Origin of the sequence: Kocuria sp. CPCC 205297, from assembly GCF_040981035.1 — a bacterium.
In the GTDB taxonomy this organism is placed as follows: Bacteria; Actinomycetota; Actinomycetes; order Actinomycetales; family Micrococcaceae; genus Kocuria; species Kocuria marina.
Window position 1 is genome coordinate 21,298 of record NZ_JAVKPY010000009.1, and the last position, 17,538, is coordinate 38,835.

The window sequence follows — 17,538 nt, forward strand, 5'->3', positions numbered from 1 at the left end:
CGGACAGGCCGGGGAACTCTCCCCTCTGCGGCGGGTTCGGCGCTCCCGGGCTGCCGTGCCACTATTCCTGCCCCGCCGCCCGGTCAGCCGTCGGCGGGCCCGGTGTCCTGACCCGTCTGGGCCAGAACACCGCTGAGCAGGGAGTCCACGGCGGCCACGTAGGCCTCGTGGGTCTGCTCCGGGTCCTCCGACAGACTCACCTGCACCATGTAGCCCTGGACCAGCCCGATGAACGCGGGACGGAGACGGTCGGCCAGCCGATCGGCGTCGTCCTCCGCCATGCCGTGCTCGGCTCGCAACCAGGCACTCAGGTAGCGACGCAGGTGGCCGCCCGCCTCCGCGAGGATGGCGCGGGCGGCCGCCCGCAGCTCAGGGCGGCGCACGGCCTCACCCCACACCTGCAGGGGAAGGCCCGGGAAGGTCGCACCCTCGGGCAGGTCCGTGACCACCATGGCCATGGCGCGGGCCGGATGGGGGAGCGGGCTGTGCTCGTGCAGCCGGTTCAGCGCCCCGAGCCGGTCCCGCATCACGCCGCGGCTCGCGTCCAGGAAGAGGTCGTCCTTGCCGCGGTAGTAGACGTACACGGCACCGGCCGAGAGGCCCGACTCCGCGATGATGTCCGCCATGGACACCGCTGAGAACCCCTTGCGGCCGATGCAGACCAGGGCGGCGTCCTGGATTCGACGCCGCATCTGCTCCCTGTGCTCTTCCGTGACCTTGGGCACGTCCACCTCCAAAAACGAATGATCGTTCTTGACAGCATAGCGGAGCGGGTCCACACTTTCCAAGAACATTCATTCTTTGTGGAAGGGGTGGGTTGTGTCCCACATCAGAACTCCGGAGCCCCGGCAGCGCCCGGACTGGCTCAAGAGCGTCAAGGCGGCACTGATCGCCACGGCGGTGGTCTCCATCGTGCTGCTCGCGTTCGCGTGGCCCACGGCCACCTCCAGGACCGAGAACCTGCCGGTGGCCGTCGTGGGCACGCAGGAGCAGATCGACGCCGTGACCGCCAAGATGCCCGACAAGCTGCTGGACGTGCACCCCGTGGCCCACCGGGAGGACGCGGTCAACGGCATCAGGACCCGCGAGGTGTACGGGGGCGTCGTGCTGGGGGACCAGCCCGAGATCCTCACCGCCAGTGCGGCCAGCCCCGTGGTCTCGCAGATGCTGGGCGGCGTGGCCACCACCATGCAGCGCGGCATCGACCAGAAGGTCATCGAGGGCACCACGCAGGCCCTCGAGAAGATCAAGGGCGCCCTGGCCAAGGGGCCCGCCGGCATGGCGGCCCTGAGTCAGCAGCCCCAGCAGCAGGCGGCCACCCCGCCCACCGTGAAGACCACCGACATGGTCCCGCTGTCCGAGGACGATCCGCGGGGGAGCGGGCTGGCGATTGCCGGGCTTCCCCTGACGATGGGCGGCATGATCGGCGGCATCCTCATCTCCACGCTCGTCACGGGCGTGCGCAAGCACCTGCTGGCCCTGGGGCTGTACGGCGTGATCGGCGGATTCGTGCTGGCGGCCATCCTGCAGGGCCTGTTCGGGATCCTGCAGGCAAACTTCTTTGCCAACTGGGCGGCCATCGGGCTGGGCATCGCCGCCACGGCATCGGTGATCGTGGGGCTGAGCTCGCTCATCGGACGCGCCGGACTGGCCGTGGGCGCCGTCCTCACCATGTTCATCGGCAACCCCATCTCCGCACTGACCTCTCCGAAGGAGTTCATCCTGCCGCCGTTCGGCGAGATCGGGCAGTGGCTCGTGCCCGGCCTGTCCGGAACGCTGCTGCGCGACCTCTCGTACTTCCCGGATGCGAACATCGCCGCGCAGGTGTGGGCGCTCATCGGGTGGGTGGCGCTCGGGATCATCCTGACGTTCCTGGGTCACCACAAGAACGAGTCGTCGCTCACAGGCAAGGAGGAGGCGCAGCCCGCGCCGGTGGCCGCGGCGTGAGGGGTGCCGAGAGCGACTGACGGCCAGGGGCGTACCCGGCCCGCACCGATCCGGTGGCAGCTGGTGCGGGGCCCGGAGCGCGTCGAGTTCGCCACGCAGCCCACACCGAGCGGACAGCAGACGCACCTGCAGAAGGAGCCAGGGGGAGCCGCACATCAGCGGTTCCCCCTGGCTCCTCTCGATGTACTTTACATAATGTACATTATCGGTCATAGAGGTACGTCGGCGGCGACGCTATATGGGGCGAACCTCATTCGGCCTCTGCGATGCCTCAGGTGGCCACGCGTGGACACCCAGCCTCGAATCTCTCCGGCACGAGTCACCCCGGGACGTAATGCGGCACGTTGTCTGCTGCACGACACACCGCACGACGACATGGATCAACGAATCGGGACATGTGCGGCATGAAATTCCTGCCGGTGTACATCCCGTTCAACATCCTGCGCCATGATGAGTTCCATGGTGGCCTATGGTCATCAGCCGACCGATTCCGTCCGTGGATTGCACCTGGTGCCTCATCCCGCCGATGGCTCCGGACAGCGCCACCATCGATGCGTCAAGATGCTCAATTGACAAGGCAGTAGATATTCCACAATGCGAAAGGCTCTACCATGACCCAGTTCATGATCTCCGTCTTCCACGATCCGGGCGTCCAGGCCTCCGGCGAGGCATATCAGTCCAAGGACGACATGCAACGCGCCTTCGACGCAGTCGCCGCCTTCAACCAGGATCTGCAGGATTCCGGTCAGTGGGTGCTCGCCGGTGGACTCACACCGCCGGAAACCGCTCACACCGTGGACGCCACGGGTGCGTCCGGTGATGCGCCTGTGGTCTCCCTTGGTCCCCGGGTGGGCTCGGGTGCGGCGTTGGGTGGCTTCTGGATCGTCGAGGTCTCGAGCGAGGCAGGCGCCATGGAGCTAGCAGCCAAGGCGTCGGCGGCATGCGGCCAACCGGTGGAGGTCCGAGCTCTCGAGGTGTGAATGGCCCCTGTGCGCCGACAATGACCCAAAAGGACCACGCGTCGCTGGGCGAAGCGCAGGTCGTTTGCTTCCAGTCTCAGGTGGGACTCGAACTCAAACCTAGAACCTTCACGATAAACTTCGCCCAGAATCACGTGCCGACAAGAGCCACTCCAAACACCGCCATAAAATAGAGACATGAGCTCGCAACTCAGTCCCGGATCGGACTCCCGCACATCAGTGGCCTCTCCCCCGCAGTCGCCCCGGCCAGCTCCTCCCGCCGAGCGAACCGCGAGGGCCTGGCCCCTTTTCTTGGCCGTGGACCTCGTTCTGGTGATCGTCTTCGCCGCCATTGGGCGATCCGCCCACGGCGAGGACGTCCTGGGCATGCTCACGACCGCGTGGCCCTTCCTCGTGGGCACCCTCATCGGATGGTTCGCGGCCCGAGGTGCGCACCGCCCGGCCGCCGTGGTGCCTACGGGCCTAGTCGTGTGGCTCAGCACCGAGATCGTGGGCATGTTCCTGCGGACGCTCACCGGCCAGGGCATCGCATGGTCGTTCGTCCTGGTCAGCCTGGTGGTGCTGGGAGCGTTCCTGGTGGGCTACCGCCTCGTTCTGGCAGGCGTAGCCCGAGTTCGTCGTCGCTGAAACGGCCACGACGCCCCTGGCTCATCGGCCGCCCCGAGACACCCACCGCGCCGTCGACCCACCGATACAGTGGAGTGACACCGTGGAAAGGAACCCCATGTTCACCGCCATCGTTTTGATCAAGACCTCGTCGGACCGGATTCCGGAGGTCGCCCAGGAGGTTTCGGATATCCGCGGGGTGACCGAGGTCTACTCGGTGACCGGTGAGTGGGACCTGATCGCCGTGGTCCGGGTCCACCAGCACGAACGACTCGCGAACGTGATCGCCGATCAGCTGTCGAAGGTCGAGGGTGTCGAGTCCACGAACACCAACATCGCCTTCCGCACCTACAGCACGCACGATCTCGACGCCGCGTTCTCATTGGGCATCGACGACTGATTCCCGGACCGTAGAACGAACGACGCCGGTCCCCCGGAACCCGGGCGAGCGGCGTCGTCGTCAGCTCATCGGAAGGCGAATAGGCCGCCCACGCGCGGCCGCCAAGTAGCGGTCAGCGGGCCGCGAACTCGACCCAGCGCGTGAGGACGTCGCGCGCGGCACCCGAATCCACGGACTCCGCTGCACGCCGGACCGCGACCTCGAAACGCTCTGCGAACGGAGCCTCGGCATTCTCATCGATGGCCACGAGGCCGGCCGCGGCATTCAACAAGACCGCGTTGCGCACGTGTCCGGGCGAGCCGTCGAGGACGTCGCGCACCACACCCGCGTTGTAAGTGGCGTCCTGGCCGCGCAGATCCTCGATCGTGGCGCGCGGCATGTCCAGGTCGAGGGGCTCGAGCGTGTGCTCGGTGGTGCGGCCGTCCCGCACCTCCCAGATCCGCGACGGCGCGGTGACAGTGAGCTCGTCGAGCCCGTCGCCGCCGCGGAAGACGAGAGCGCGGTCGCCACGGTTCTGGAACACGCCGGCCATCAGCGGGGCGAGAGCCTCGTCCGCGACGCCGATCGCCGAGGCCTTGACCTTGGCCGGATTGGTGATCGGACCCAGGAAGTTGAAGGCCGTGGCGACCCCGAGAGCCTTGCGCGCGGCGGCCGCGAAGCGCATGGACGGGTGGAACGTCTGCGCGAACAGGAAGGTAATCCCCACCTCGCTCGCGGCGCGCTGGACGCGCTCGACGGGCATGTCCAGCTGCACGCCCAGGGCCTCCAGGACGTCCGCCGATCCCGATTTGGACGACGACGCCCGGTTGCCGTGCTTCACGACCCGCACCCCCGCGCCCGCGCACACCAGGGCGGACATCGTGGAGATATTGACGCTCGAGAGGCGGTCCCCGCCGGTGCCCACGATGTCCAGCGCCGGGGCGGGAACGGAGATGGGGCGGGCGTGAGCGACCATGGCGTCCGCGAGACCGTTGAGCTCGGCCACGCTCTCCCCCTTGGTGCGCAACGCCATGAGGAAGCCCGCGACCACGGTGTCGGGGACCTCGCCCGCCATGATGTTGTCCATGGCCCAGTAGGACTGGTCCCATGACAGGTCCTCGCCGCGGGACAAGCTCGTCAACACGTCTGGCCAGTGGTTGTTCGTGCGGGAGGCGTTCGAGGTAGTCACGGCTTCGACTCTATCGCGCCATCACTCCGCGTGACGCAGTGCGGCGGCAGGCCGCGGCCCACCGCGGCCCGGCGGACGGGAGGGTCGTCCAGATCACACCTCGGGGACGCGACACGATGCGCTGCGGAGGCCGTGGTGGTTGGTTCGCCAGGAGTTTTGGCGACATAATGTCTCTGTGACAACTGCGACTCATACCCCAGCCAAACCGGTGGGCGCGACCATCACTCGCCCCAACCTCACTTCCGTGGGCACCATCGTGTGGTTGTCCTCCGAAGTGATGTTCTTCGCCGGACTCTTCGCCATGTACTTCACTCTGCGCGCCACCTCCCCGGAGGTCTGGCACGAGAACACACAGCTGCTCAACGTGCCCATGGCGTTGGCCAACACCATCGTCCTGGTGCTGAGCTCCGTCACGTGCCAGTTCGGCGTCTTCGCCGCCGAGCGGCTCCAGCCCCGGCGCACCGGCGGCATCCTCCAGTTCACCAAGTGGGGCATGACTGAGTGGTTCGCCCTGACCTTCCTCATGGGCGCCGTGTTCGTGTCCGTGCAGGTTTACGAGTACGTTGCTCTCGTTTCCGAAGGCATCACGATCGCCGCGAACGCCTACGGCTCCGCCTTCTACATCACCACCGGTTTTCACGCCCTGCACGTGACCGGTGGCCTGATCGCATTCCTGTTCATCATGGGCCGCGCCTTCGTTGCCAAGCGCTTCGGTCACTACGAGGCCACCTCGGCCATCGTGGTGTCCTACTACTGGCACTTCGTCGACGTGGTCTGGATCGTCCTGTTCGTGCTGGTCTACTTCATCAAGTAGGCCCCCAGGACCGTTGGCCCATCCAAGTTCTAGAACCGAGTAAAAGGAACGTTTGACGTGAAGGCACTCTCACAAAAGCGCCGCCATCCCATGGCAGCCCTCGCGCTGTTGGTCATGGCTTTGCTTCTGACCGGTGGACTCTACGCAGTTGCCACAACCACCAATGAAGCCAAGGCCGACACCACCACGTACTCGGCTCAGGACGTCGAGGAGGGGCAGAAGCTCTTCCTGGCCAACTGCTCCACGTGCCACGGCATGCAGGCCCAGGGCACCAACACCGGTCCCTCCCTGATCGGCGTGGGCGCTTCCTCCGTCGACTTCCAGGTCGGGACCGGCCGTATGCCCATGCAGATGCAGGGCCCCCAGGCGCAGGTCAAGCCGCAGCAGTTCAACGACGAACAGACCAAGCAGCTCTCCGCGTACGTGGCTTCCCTGGGCGCCGGCCCCTCCGTCCCCGAGGAGGAGTACCTCGACATCAGCGAGGGCAACTCCGCCAACGGCGCCAAGGTGTTCCTGGCCAACTGCGCCATGTGCCACAACGCCGCTGGCCAGGGCGGTGCCCTGACCCGCGGCAAGTTCGCCCCCTCCCTCATGGGCGTGAGCGAAAAGCACATCTACGAGGCCATGCAGACCGGCCCGCAGAACATGCCGGTGTTCAACGACGCCAACATCACCCCCGAGGAGAAGCGGGACGTCATCACGTACCTGAAGACCCTCGACAACAACACCAACGTGGGTGGCTTCAGCCTCGGCTCCCTGGGCCCCGTGTCCGAGGGCCTGTTCATCTGGACCATCGGCCTGGTGATCGTCATCGGCTTCACCGTGTGGCTGACCTCGCGCTCCGCCTGAGAGCGCCCCGCCGGTACCCACCGGCACCCGAAACAGTATTCACAGCACCAAGAGAAGAATGAGGGACCACATGGGCGACCATCGTGACGGCACTCCCCACAAGAGCGGGGCGGTTGTCACCTCGGACGGAACGGGCACGGAAAACTTCCCCAACCCGGGGCTTCCACCGCACCGCCCCCGCGTGACGGACGTAGATCCCAAGGCCGCGAAGCGAGCTGAACACCAGGTGGTCCTGCTGTTCCTGCTCTCCATCATTGGATCCATCCTGTTCTTCGTGGCGTACTTCGGTATCCGCGTGGACGGTCCTCTGTACGACGCCGTCAACACCGAGCCCACCGCGCAGCTGCGGTTGCAGAACCTGCTGCTGGGCCTCGGCATCGCCCTCGGCATGTTCGGCATCGGTATCGGGGTGGTCCACTGGGCCCGTACCCTCATGCCGGACCACGAGATCGTGGAGATGCGCCACGACCTGCGCCCGGAAAAGGACCGCGCCGAGGCGCAGGGCATCCTGAACACCATCTACGACGAGTCCGGTGTGCGGCGCCGCCCGCTGCTGCGCAACACGCTGATCGGCGCCGCAGTGCTCATGCCCCTCCCCTTCGTGGGTTTGCTCAAGGACCTCGGTCCCACCGACCTCAAGGTCCTGCGCCACACCATGTGGGACGAGGGCGTGCGTCTTGTACGCGATCCCTCCGGTACCCCCATCAAGGCGTCCGACGTGACTCTCGGTTCCGCGTTCCACGTGGTCCCGGAGAACCTCAGCAGCCTGAGCCACGAAGAGGGCTACCTGGACGAGAAGGCCAAGGCCGTGGTCCTGCTCATGCGACTGGCCCCGGAGGACGTCAACGTCTCCCCCGAGCGCAGTGACTGGAACGTGGACGGCATCTTCGCCTACTCCAAGGTCTGCACGCACGTGGGTTGCCCGATCGCCCTGTACGAGCAGCACACGCACCACCTGCTGTGCCCGTGCCACCAGTCCACGTTCGACCTCACGAACGAGTGCGAGGTCATCTTCGGCCCGGCATCCCGCCCCCTGCCGCAGCTGCCCATTACCGTTGATTCCGACGGCTACCTCGTTGCCCGTAGCGACTTCCACGAGCCCGTGGGACCGACCTACTCGCAGCGCGATCTCGCCGTCCAAGACATGCAGGATGAGGCGAACTAATGTCCACATCAACAGACTTCGAATACCGCCCCACGACCACCACGGGCCGGATCGCCAACTTCGTGGACACGCGCGTGGGCGCCTCCGCGATGGTCAAGGAGTTCGGCCGTAAGGTCTTCCCCGACCACTGGTCCTTCATGTTCGGTGAGGTCGCCCTCTACAGCTTCATCATCCTGTTGCTGTCCGGCACGTTCCTGGCGTTCTGGTTCGACCCCACCATGACGTCCCTGCCCTACAACGGCAGCTACGTCCCCATGCAGGGTGTCGAGATGTCCGGGGCGTACGCCTCCACCCTGCACATCTCGTTCGACATCCGCGGCGGCCTCTTCCTGCGGCAGCTGCACCACTGGTCCGCGCTGCTGTTCGTCATGGCGCTGTCCGTGCACATGCTGCGCGTGTTCTTCACCGGCGCGTTCCGCCGCCCGCGTGAGCTGAACTGGGTCGTGGGTTGCGTGCTCTTCATCTTGGCGATCGTGGCCGGCTTCTCCGGCTACTCGCTCCCCGACGACGTGCTCTCCGGTAACGGTCTGCGCATCGCGGACGCGATCGCCAAGGCCGTCCCGATCGTGGGTACCTACATCTCCATGTTCATGTTCGGTGGCGAGTTCCCCGGCCACGCGATCATCGGTCGCCTCTACATCGTGCACGTGCTGATCATCCCCGCGTTGATCCTCATGATGATCGTGATCCACCTGTTCATGGTCGTGGTCCACAAGCACACTCAGTTCCCCGGTCCGGGTCGCACCGAGGACAACGTGGTGGGCTTCCCCGTGGGTCCCATTTACGCCGCGAAAGCGGGTGGATTCTTCTTCATCGTGTTCGGCATCCTGGCCGCCATCGCCGCGACCACCACGATCAACGCGATCTGGAACTACGGTCCCTACGATCCCTCCCCCGTGCAGGCTGGCTCCCAGCCCGACTGGTACATGGGCTTCTCCGACGGCGGTCTGCGCCTGATGCCCGGTCACTGGCCCTTCTCGTGGGAAGTCAACATCTTCGGTCTGGCGGTTCCGCTGGCCATTCTGTTGCCGCTGATCCCCATGGCCCTGATGTTCGGTGTCATGTTCGCGTGGCCGTGGATCGAGCGTTGGGTGACCCGCGACAACCGCGTGCACAACATCCTGGACCGTCCGCGTAACGCGCCGTTCCGCACCGCCGTGGGCGCCGCCGGCGTCACCTTCTACGCCGTCCAGATGATCGCGGCCAGCGGTGACCTCATCGCCACCCACTTCCATGTGGCCGTGAACGACGTCATCTACTGGCTGCGAGCCCTGTACTTCCTGGGCCCCATCCTGGCGTTCATCATCACCCGCCGCTTCTGCCTGTCCCTGCAGCGCAAGGACCGGGAGATCGTGCTCCACGGCCGCGAGTCGGGCCGCATCCAGGCCCTGCCCCACGGTGAGTTCGTGGAGGTCCACGAGCCCCTGGATGAATACCGTCGCTACAAGCTCGTGAACTTCGAGGACCGCAAGGTCCAACCCGCTCGTGCCAATGCCAAGGGCAAGGTCACGACGAGTGAGAAGATGCGCGGCGGTCTGAGCCGGATCTTCTTCGAGGACCGTGTGGCCCCCGTGACGCCCGCCGAGCTGGAAGCGGCTCACGGTCATCACGACGCCGAGCCCGCCAGCGTCGGCGCCGGCTCGCACAGCGCGCAGATCGAGAAGTAGGCCCCAGGCCCACGCACTCGATCTCCTCCACGAAGGGCCCGTCCGGATCACCTGATCTGGACGGGCCCTTCTGTATGCCTCGAGCGCCGAGCGTGCCGGATGCGGCCCTACCCGCCGACCTCGGGATCCGCACACGGGGGCGCGGAGCTGACGGGCACGGCAAGGGTGACGCTCCCATCCGTGTGGAAGGTCTGACGGTACGGTCCGACTGCCGCCAGGCCCAGACGTCGGAGCTCCGTGTCCAGCACTAGCCACGCGTCTCCGGTATCGACCGGCCGGTCCCCCAGGCGCACAACAGCCGCCACGTCGGCCCCGGGGAAGGTTATGGGGCGGGTGCCCGACACCGGCTCTCGCACGGCCACCGTGACCCTGATCAGGGTGCCGTCACGCGTGCCGTCGTAGCAGAGTTGGACATCCCGTGGCCGATCAGCGCCGTGGACGCCCAGACGCTGCCAGAGGCGAGCCACGGCCTCCGGGATCTCGGTCTCGTCCCGCACCGCATCCGAAACCCCGTGAAGCTCGAGTTCCGGCAATCCGACCAATGCGACCTCGCGTGCCATCGCGCCTCATTCGCTTTCCGTGGGACCGACTTCTCGCCGATGTCCGGCGGTGCCGCAGCATGCGGCGGGACACGCCCGTGCGCTGCGACAGCTCCCCTATGGATTCCATGGAACCATTCCACCCCATGACGCGGTATCAGACGCAAGGTGTACCCAATGGCCGCCGTGGACCCGCCCTCGCCCGGTCCGCCGTCGCCGAGGGTCGATACATCTAGGCTTGATTCATGGGCATTCAGCGAATGGACAACGTGGCCGTCGTGGTGGAGGACCTTGACGGCGCCGTGGACTTCTTCACCGAACTGGGCATGGAGCTGGAAGGACGAACACCCATAGAGGGGCTCTTTGCAGACCAGACCCTGGGCATGGACGGGGTTCGAAGCGAGATCGCCATGATGCGCACCCCTGACGGCCACGGCCGGGTGGAGCCGACCACCTACCACTCCCCGGCGCTCGTCAAGCCGGATCCACGCGCCCCGGCGCCCAACACCGTAGGGCTGCACCGGATCATGTTCGCGGTCGACGACATCGACGACACCATAGCCCGCCTCCGCAGCCACGGCGCCGAAGTCCTGGGCGAGGTCGCCAACTACGAAAACGTCTACCGCCTCTGTTACCTACGCGGCCCCGAGGGCATCATCGTGGCGCTGGCGAGTCAGGTAGGGCATTGATCCTTCCGAGTTATGACGCCGCTGAGACGCGCCCTGGGGCAGTACCCCACCGGGTTCCATGGTGCGGTTCCATCGCATGACGCGATGCCAGGCGCAAGAGCCGCCCAGTCGCCGCACCTGCCGCAGCCAGCGCCGCAATCACCCGACCCCCTGCCCGAGGCCACCCGCTGTGACGAACTGGGGGCACCTAGGATGAGGACATGACTTCACCAATGCTCCCGCGCGGTATCCAGCACATCGGCGTCACCGCGCCCGATCTCGACGCCACCACCCGGTTCATCGTCGACAGACTCGGTGCCGGGGTCGTGTACGACGGCCTGACCGCGCACGACGAACCACGCCGAGGGCGGAAGTCGAGCGTCGACTCGGCCTACCCGAGGGCGCGGCGATCCACGAGCAAGGCATGATCCGCATCGGCAACGGTCCCAACCTGGAGGTCTTCGAGATCAGTGGACAGCAGAGCGCCGAGGCCGGTCTGACAGATCTGGGGTTGAACTACATGTGCTTCTACTGCGACGACATCGACTCCGCGCTAGCGCGCCTCGTGGCGGCCGGTGGCCAGGCCCTCAGCGAGGTGCACGAGAACAGCCGCTATGCGGACTCCGAGGGCGAAGGGTCGGTCCACGTCAAGGCACCGTGGGGAATGCTCGTCGAGCTCCAGAGCATCCCCGCCGGCCACCACTACCTTGAGGGCTGCACGACGCGCGTATCGATGCCGGACCCCCGCCCGTAAGGCTCGGGGCTGATCGCGAACCCTGCCCCGGTTGGGAGATATGACGAGGCCCGCACCATCCCATGATGGTGCGGGCCTCATCGTAGGGTCAGCGGATGCTGATCAGTGAGCGTGCTCCCCGCGGGAGTGCTCGAAGACCAAGCCCAGCAGGCCGAGAGCGGCCACCGGGACCGCCAGGCCGATGATCCACCAGCCGACCGCCAGCGCGGTCACGAACAGCGCCGAACCGATGCCGAGCAGCAGGGGCCACCAGCTCCACGGGGAGAAGGCCCCGTAGTCACCGGACATCTCCACGATCTCACCGTCCTCGCGGTCCTCCGGGAGCGTGCCCCCGGTGGAGCGCTGCACGAGCCAGAGGTAGACCACGAGCATGAAGCTCATTGCGGCCACGGCCAACAGGGCGGGGAACCCGGCGAGTTCCTGGAACTCGGTGACGAATCCGTACACCAGGCCCACCACGGTGCAGAACACACCGAGCAGCAGGAACGTCTTGATAGTTGCGCTCATCGTCCGTTCCTTCCGGTGCCGCCCACCAGGGGGGTCTCGGCCTCATATTGTTGGCTGGAGAACGCCGAGAGCTCCGGGTGGTGGAGATCCAGCGCGGGGCGCTCGGAACGGATCCGAGGCAACGAGGTGAAGTTGTGACGCGGGGGCGGGCAGGAGGTGGCCCACTCGAGGGAACCACCGAAGCCCCACGGGTCGTCCACTTCCACCTTCTTGGCGTTGCGGTGGGTGGTGTACACGTTCCAGAAGAACGGGATCATGGACACGCCCAGCAGCATGGAGCCGATGGTCGAGAACTGGTTCATCCAGGTGAACCCGTCCTCGGGCAGGTAGTCGGCGTAACGACGCGGCATGCCGTCCACACCCAGCCAGTGCTGGATCAGGAACGTCATGTGGAAGCCCACGAACAGCAGCCAGAAGTGGATCTTGCCGATCCGCTCGTTGAGCATCTTGCCGGTGAACTTGGGCCACCAGAAGTAGAAGCCCGCGAACATGCCGAACACGATGGTTCCGAAGATCACGTAGTGGAAGTGCGCCACCACGAAGTAGGTGTCGGAGACGTGGAAGTCGAGCGGCGGCGTCGCCAGGATAATGCCCGTGAGACCACCGAACAGGAAGGTGAAGAGGAAACCGAGCACCCACAGGATGGGCGTCTCGAACGTCAGCGACCCCTGCCACATGGTGCCGATCCAGTTGAAGAACTTCACGCCGGTGGGCACTGCGATCATCATGGTCATGAAGGAGAAAAAGCCCAGGGCCACCGCGCCGGTCACGTACATGTGGTGTGCCCACACGGTCACGGACAGCGCCGCGATTGCGATGGTTGCGAAGACGAGACCCTTGTACCCGAAGATCGGCTTGCGGGAGAACACCGGGACGATCTCCGAGACGATGCCGAAGAACGGCAGGGCCAACACGTAGACCTCGGGGTGACCGAAGAACCAGAACAGGTGCTGCCACAGGATGGCGCCACCGTTCTCGGCGTCGAACACGTGGCCGCCGAGTCGCCGGTCCATACCCAGCGCGAACAGGGCGGAGGCCAGCGGCGGGAAGATCATGATGATCAGCATGGAGGTGATCAGCGTGGTCCAGGTGAAGATGGACATGCGCCACATGGTCATACCCGGCGCACGCATGCACACGATGGTCGTGATGAAGTTCACGCCACCCATGATGGTGCCGAAGCCCTGCAGGCCCAGGCCGAAGACCCATAGGTCACCACCAACGCCCGGACTGAATGTCGTGCTGTTCAGTGGCGCGTAGGCGAACCATCCGAAGGAGGCCGCGCCCTGCGGGGAGATGAACCCGGATACCGCGATGAGCGAGCCGAAGAGGAAGAACCAGAACGCGAGGGCGTTCAGACGGGGGAAGGCCACGTCCGGCGCACCGAGCTGCAGGGGAACGATCACGTTGGCGAAACCGATGAACAGCGGGGTGCCGAACATCAGCAGCATGATGGTGCCGTGCATGGTGAACAGCTGGTTGTACTGTTCCTTGGTCTCTAGGATCTGCATGCCCGGCTGGAAGAGCTCGGCGCGGATCAGCAGAGCCATCACGCCACCGGCGCAGAAGAAGATGAAGGACGAGATCAGGTACATGTACCCGATGGTCTTGTGGTCGGTCGAGGTGAGCCAGTTGACGATCACCCGGCCCTTGGACCGTGGGACAACGCGGGGTGCGGTCGTGGCCGCGTCGTCCCGCGAATATTCGAGCGTAGACATTGCCTATCCCCTAGTTGTTGGACGTTTCGTTGAGGTTCGGGTTGCGGTTGTACTCGTCCCCGAGGATGCCCGTGTTGCCTTCGTCGCGCAGGCGCTGCATCTGGGTGTCGTACTCCTGCTGGCTCACGACGGCCACGTTGAAGAGCATCTCGGAGTGGTACTCACCGCACAGCTCGGCGCACTTGCCGGCGAAGGTACCCTCGCGGCCGGTGGTGAAGCTCATGTAGTTGGTGCGATCCGGGATCATGTCGATCTTCTCGAGGAAGGCGGGCACCCAGAACGAGTGGATGACGTCGCGGGACGTGATCTCCAGCTCGACCTTGCTGTCGGCCGGCAGGTACAGGGTGGGCAGGGTCTCCTCGACGCCGGGCTCGCCCGTGAGGTGCGCCTGGATGCCCTGGTAGTGGACGTTGTCGTCCAGGTAGTTGAAGTCCCACGCCCACTGCTTGCCGTACACCTGGATCTTGACGTCCGGGTTCTCGAAGCGGTCCGTGATGGCCGTTTGCGCGCGGAACGAGAAGAAGAAGAGGGTCACGATCAGGGCGATCGGGACGATCGTGTAGAAGATCTCCAGCGGGGCGTTGTACGCGAGCTGGCGGGGGTAGCCGGTCTCGTTCTTACGACGCCGGTAGGCGACCATGCACCAGAGCATCAGACCCCACACCACGAGACCCACGCCGAGCGCCGCGATCCACGACCCGATCCACAAGTCGATGACCTGATCGGCGTTGTCGGTGGTGCCCCGTTCGGTGGGCAAGAAGCCCAGCTTCGATTGCTCCGAGCAAGCGGTGAGCGAGATCGTCGCCAGGACTGCCACTGCCGAGGCCTTGAGCGCTCGGCCGCGGCGGCTGCCGGTTCGAGTTTGCGAACTCACAGACGGCCCTTCCTCTTTGTGTGTGTGGGTTCCGCATCGGTCCTGCGCGTGGGCACAATGGACGCGTTGCCCGTGGATGGTTCTCCCTAGGAAGCTTACCCCTCCGCCCCCGGATCCGCTGACACTGTGTCAGCGCGCCGTGTCGCGAGCGGGGCCGTCCGCAGACCCCGCCGATCCCCTCCCCTACGTGCACCGATGAGCCCCTCGAGCGGGCACGGAAAAGGGGTGCGCACGGACCCCCTGAGGATCCGAACGCACCCCTGTTCGGTGCGATCGATCAGTGGAACGAGTCACCGCACGCGCATGAGCCCTGCGCGTTGGGGTTGTCAATCGAGAAGCCCTGCTTAGAGATGGAGTCCTCGAAGTCCACGGTGGACCCGCTCAGGTACGGGACGCTCATCTTGTCCACGATGACCTCCACGCCGTCGAAGCCGCGGACGTGGTCGCCGTCGAGGACGCGCTCGTCGAAATACAGCTGGTAGATCAGCCCGGAGCAGCCGCCCGGCTGCACGGCGACGCGCAACCGCAGGTCGGTGCGCCCCTCCTGCTCGAGCAGGTCGCGGACCTTCTGGGCCGCGGTGTCCGTGAGCAGGACCTCATGGGTGGGCATGTCCTGGGTGGTCTCGTTGTCGGTGGTGACGCTCATGGTGCTCACTTTCTGTGCGACGCGGGGTTGCGACCCCGGGTTCGGTGGATCCCTTCTGCCTGGTGGAACGCGCCGGCGCGGGGAATCATTCCGCGCTGCGCTCTCCCTGTTGGGCCAGCGCCGCGAGCACGAGGGCCTCGGCGGTGACGGCGTGCAGGAAGTCCCCGATGTGCAGGGATTCGTTGGCGCTGTGGGCCCGGGTGTCCGGGTCCTCGATACCGGTGATCAGGATCTGTGCCTCAGGGTACGCCCGGGTGAGGGTCGCGGTGAAGGGGATGGATCCGCCCATCCCCGCCGTGACGGCCGGGCGCCCCCACGCCTGTTCGAAGGCCCACAGGGCGATCTGCGAGCTCACGGCACCGGTGTCCGCACGGAAGGCGGGGCCGGTCTCCTCGAGTGCGAAGCTCACGTGCGCGCCGAACGGGGCGTTGTCCTCCACGTGCTTGCGCAGCGCCTCCCCCGCTTCCCGCTCGTCCTGGCCAGGAGCAATCCGCAGGCTCAGCTTGGCGCGCGCGGTGGCCGCGATGGTGTTGGAGGCGGTCGCGACATCGGTGACGTCGATCCCCGTAACGGACAGCGCCGGCTGGGTCCACAGCCGCGACGAGATCGAGCCGCGCCCGGCAAGTTGCACACTGTCCAACACGCCGGCGTCCTCGCGGAAGCGGTCCTCGTCGTAGTCCACGTCCGTGTCGTCCTCGCTCAGCAGCCCCGCGATGGCCACGGCGCCGTCGTCGTCGTGCAGGGTCGCGATCAGTCGCGACAGCAGCGTGGGTGCGTCCAGAACGGGCCCGCCGAACATGCCGGAGTGCACCGAGTGGTCCAGCACGCTGACCTCCACGATCCCTCCGACGACGCCGCGCAGGCTCGTCGTCAGTGCCGGGACGCCCACTTCCCAGTTCGCGGAGTCCGCGATCACGATGACGTCCGCGGCGAGCTTGTCCCGGTGCGCGGCCAGGAAGTCCTCGAAGCCGGGCGAACCGGCCTCCTCCTCGCCCTCGATAAACACGGTCACACCCAGGCCCGGGTGCTCGCCGATGCGCTCGAAGAACGCGCGCAGCGCGCCCACGTGCACCATGACGCCGGCCTTGTCGTCGGCCGCGCCGCGACCCCAGAGCCGACCGTCCTTCTCCACGGCCTCGAACGGCTCGGTGTTCCACAGTTCACGCTTGCCCGGGGGTTGGACGTCGTGATGGGCGTACAACAGGATCGTGGGGTACCCGGGTGCCGCGGCCTTGCGAGCGACGACGGCGGGGTGCCCCGCAGCGTCCCCGCGGGGCTCGCGCAGGATCTCCACGCTGTCGAAAGGCAGGCCCCGGAGCAGACCGGCCACGGCCTCGGCACTGCGCTCGAGGTCGGCAGCGTCGAACGAGTCCCACGCGATGCCGGGGATCGCCACGAGGGAGCCGAGTTCTTCCAGCAGGATGTCCCGGGAACCGTCCACGCTCGCCCGGAGGGCATCGACGGTGTCGGAGCTGGGACGTGTGAAGTCAGTGGCCATGGGACCAGCCTAACGGCGGGAGCTCGGCGCGCACCGTGGCAAGCCGGTTCGGTTGCCTCCTGTCACGCGCGCGGCGACGTCGTGGCACTCCGGTAGGCTTGTCGGGTGTTTCGACGCAAGAAGTCAGCTGAATCCTCGGGATCCACAGCCGTGGGCGCGCGCGCCACGGCCGATCCCGCCGTGCCCACCGACCGCGGTGGGCAGCCCGGTGGCGGGAGGACGCCCGAGGGCAAGAAAGGCCGCCCCACCCCCACCCGCAAGGAGCAGGAGGCCGCGCGTCGCCGACCCCTGATCCCGGAGGACCGCAAGGCCGCCAAAGCCGAGTCCAGGATCGCGGAACGGGAACGGCGCGCCCAGGCACAGGCCGGCATGGCCGCCGGAGACGAACGCTACCTGGGCCCGCGGGACGCCGGGCCCCAGCGCCGTTTCGCCCGGGACTGGGTGGACTCCCGGTTCAACATCGGCGAGTACGTGCTGATCTTCCTGCTGCTGATCCTGGTCCTGATGTTCCTGCCGGTGCAGTCCGTGGCCATCACACTGATCTGGGTCGTGTACGGCTACATCATCCTGTGCGTGATCGACGCGATCATCATGTCCAACCGACTGCACGCGGCACTGCGCCGCACGTTCGGCACCGTCCAGCCCGGCACCCGCTGGTACGCCGCGATGCGTACTTTTACGATGCGCCGCATGCGCCTGCCCAAGCCGCAGGTGCGCCGGGGCGAGCGTCCCGAGTAA

General features: G+C 66.4%; 20 protein-coding genes. 12 read left to right on the plus strand and 8 right to left on the minus strand.

Going from position 1 to position 17,538, the window contains the following annotated elements; all coding sequences use genetic code 11:
* Window positions 1–83: 83 nt before the first annotated feature.
* Complete coding sequence (locus RF650_RS09625) at window positions 84–794, minus strand: TetR/AcrR family transcriptional regulator (RefSeq protein ID WP_368814786.1); 711 nt, start codon at window positions 792–794, stop codon at window positions 84–86.
* 25 nt (window positions 795–819) lie between these two features.
* Between RF650_RS09625 and RF650_RS09630 the strand changes: the two genes are divergently transcribed.
* The 4 genes from RF650_RS09630 (at window position 820) to RF650_RS09645 (ending at window position 3,933) form a co-directional block, all read left to right on the plus strand.
* Complete coding sequence (locus tag RF650_RS09630) at window positions 820–1,947, plus strand: ABC transporter permease (protein WP_368814787.1); 1,128 nt, start codon at window positions 820–822, stop codon at window positions 1,945–1,947.
* A gap of 611 nt (window positions 1,948–2,558) precedes the next feature.
* A complete protein-coding gene (locus RF650_RS09635; protein WP_144996666.1) occupies window positions 2,559–2,927 on the plus strand; it encodes a YciI family protein in 369 nt (122 codons plus the stop codon).
* A gap of 177 nt (window positions 2,928–3,104) precedes the next feature.
* Window positions 3,105–3,554 (plus strand): DUF3054 domain-containing protein, encoded by a 450-nt coding sequence (locus tag RF650_RS09640; RefSeq protein WP_368814788.1) that lies wholly within the window; start codon window positions 3,105–3,107, stop codon window positions 3,552–3,554.
* 97 nt (window positions 3,555–3,651) lie between these two features.
* Window positions 3,652–3,933 carry an Lrp/AsnC family transcriptional regulator gene (locus RF650_RS09645; protein WP_239318451.1) on the plus strand — a complete coding sequence of 94 codons (282 nt, stop codon included), beginning with the start codon at window positions 3,652–3,654 and terminating at the stop codon, window positions 3,931–3,933.
* A 112-nt stretch (window positions 3,934–4,045) separates the two neighbouring features.
* On the opposite strand, the gene trpD is transcribed toward RF650_RS09645, so the two are convergent.
* Window positions 4,046–5,101 carry an anthranilate phosphoribosyltransferase gene (trpD, locus tag RF650_RS09650; protein WP_368814789.1) on the minus strand — a complete coding sequence of 352 codons (1,056 nt, stop codon included), beginning with the start codon at window positions 5,099–5,101 and terminating at the stop codon, window positions 4,046–4,048.
* Between the two features lie 175 nt (window positions 5,102–5,276).
* Between trpD and RF650_RS09655 the strand changes: the two genes are divergently transcribed.
* The 4 genes from RF650_RS09655 to RF650_RS09670 all read left to right on the plus strand — a co-directional run bounded on the left by RF650_RS09655 (window position 5,277) and on the right by RF650_RS09670 (window position 9,596).
* Window positions 5,277–5,915, plus strand: coding sequence for a heme-copper oxidase subunit III (locus RF650_RS09655; RefSeq protein WP_098053447.1), 639 nt, complete (start codon window positions 5,277–5,279; stop codon window positions 5,913–5,915).
* A gap of 57 nt (window positions 5,916–5,972) precedes the next feature.
* Window positions 5,973–6,764: a c-type cytochrome gene (locus tag RF650_RS09660; RefSeq protein WP_098053448.1), complete on the plus strand. Its 792-nt coding sequence runs from the start codon at window positions 5,973–5,975 to the stop codon at window positions 6,762–6,764.
* Between the two features lie 70 nt (window positions 6,765–6,834).
* On the plus strand, window positions 6,835–7,929 hold the full coding sequence (locus RF650_RS09665; protein ID WP_368814790.1) for a Rieske 2Fe-2S domain-containing protein: 1,095 nt from the start codon (window positions 6,835–6,837) through the stop codon (window positions 7,927–7,929).
* Window positions 7,929–9,596, plus strand: a complete 1,668-nt coding sequence (locus RF650_RS09670; RefSeq protein WP_098053450.1) for a ubiquinol-cytochrome c reductase cytochrome b subunit — start codon at window positions 7,929–7,931, stop codon at window positions 9,594–9,596. Before RF650_RS09665 ends, RF650_RS09670 begins: the two co-directional genes overlap by 1 nt.
* 107 nt (window positions 9,597–9,703) lie before the next feature.
* Here the strand turns inward: RF650_RS09670 and RF650_RS09675 are convergent, their stop codons facing one another.
* The gene (locus RF650_RS09675) at window positions 9,704–10,156 is read right to left on the minus strand and encodes a hypothetical protein (protein ID WP_131332945.1); all 453 of its coding nucleotides are present in this window, start codon (window positions 10,154–10,156) and stop codon (window positions 9,704–9,706) included.
* Window positions 10,157–10,380: 224 nt separating this feature from the next.
* Between RF650_RS09675 and RF650_RS09680 the strand changes: the two genes are divergently transcribed.
* The 3 genes from RF650_RS09680 to RF650_RS09690 all read left to right on the plus strand — a co-directional run bounded on the left by RF650_RS09680 (window position 10,381) and on the right by RF650_RS09690 (window position 11,557).
* Window positions 10,381–10,824 carry a VOC family protein gene (locus RF650_RS09680; RefSeq protein ID WP_368814791.1) on the plus strand — a complete coding sequence of 148 codons (444 nt, stop codon included), beginning with the start codon at window positions 10,381–10,383 and terminating at the stop codon, window positions 10,822–10,824.
* A 200-nt stretch (window positions 10,825–11,024) separates the two neighbouring features.
* Window positions 11,025–11,231, plus strand: coding sequence for a hypothetical protein (locus RF650_RS09685; RefSeq protein ID WP_368814792.1), 207 nt, complete (start codon window positions 11,025–11,027; stop codon window positions 11,229–11,231).
* Window positions 11,228–11,557 carry a hypothetical protein gene (locus RF650_RS09690; RefSeq protein ID WP_312917198.1) on the plus strand — a complete coding sequence of 110 codons (330 nt, stop codon included), beginning with the start codon at window positions 11,228–11,230 and terminating at the stop codon, window positions 11,555–11,557. Before RF650_RS09685 ends, RF650_RS09690 begins: the two co-directional genes overlap by 4 nt.
* A gap of 102 nt (window positions 11,558–11,659) precedes the next feature.
* Here RF650_RS09690 and RF650_RS09695 read toward each other — a convergent pair whose 3' ends face one another.
* From RF650_RS09695 to RF650_RS09715, 5 genes are all read right to left on the minus strand, one after another.
* Window positions 11,660–12,064: a cytochrome c oxidase subunit 4 gene (locus tag RF650_RS09695; RefSeq protein ID WP_064845200.1), complete on the minus strand. Its 405-nt coding sequence runs from the start codon at window positions 12,062–12,064 to the stop codon at window positions 11,660–11,662.
* Window positions 12,061–13,782, minus strand: a complete 1,722-nt coding sequence (gene ctaD / locus RF650_RS09700) for a cytochrome c oxidase subunit I (protein ID WP_064845201.1) — start codon at window positions 13,780–13,782, stop codon at window positions 12,061–12,063. The genes RF650_RS09695 and ctaD overlap by 4 nt, the downstream gene beginning before the upstream one ends.
* Window positions 13,783–13,792: 10 nt before the next feature.
* Complete coding sequence (gene coxB, locus RF650_RS09705; RefSeq protein WP_368814793.1) at window positions 13,793–14,599, minus strand: cytochrome c oxidase subunit II; 807 nt, start codon at window positions 14,597–14,599, stop codon at window positions 13,793–13,795.
* A 334-nt stretch (window positions 14,600–14,933) separates the two neighbouring features.
* Window positions 14,934–15,302 carry an iron-sulfur cluster assembly accessory protein gene (locus RF650_RS09710; RefSeq protein WP_035961960.1) on the minus strand — a complete coding sequence of 123 codons (369 nt, stop codon included), beginning with the start codon at window positions 15,300–15,302 and terminating at the stop codon, window positions 14,934–14,936.
* 85 nt (window positions 15,303–15,387) lie between these two features.
* Window positions 15,388–16,800: a dipeptidase gene (locus RF650_RS09715; RefSeq protein ID WP_368814794.1), complete on the minus strand. Its 1,413-nt coding sequence runs from the start codon at window positions 16,798–16,800 to the stop codon at window positions 15,388–15,390.
* 105 nt (window positions 16,801–16,905) lie between these two features.
* On the opposite strand from RF650_RS09715, the gene RF650_RS09720 reads away from it, so the two are divergent.
* Window positions 16,906–17,538 (plus strand): DUF3043 domain-containing protein, encoded by a 633-nt coding sequence (locus RF650_RS09720; RefSeq protein WP_085106043.1) that lies wholly within the window; start codon window positions 16,906–16,908, stop codon window positions 17,536–17,538.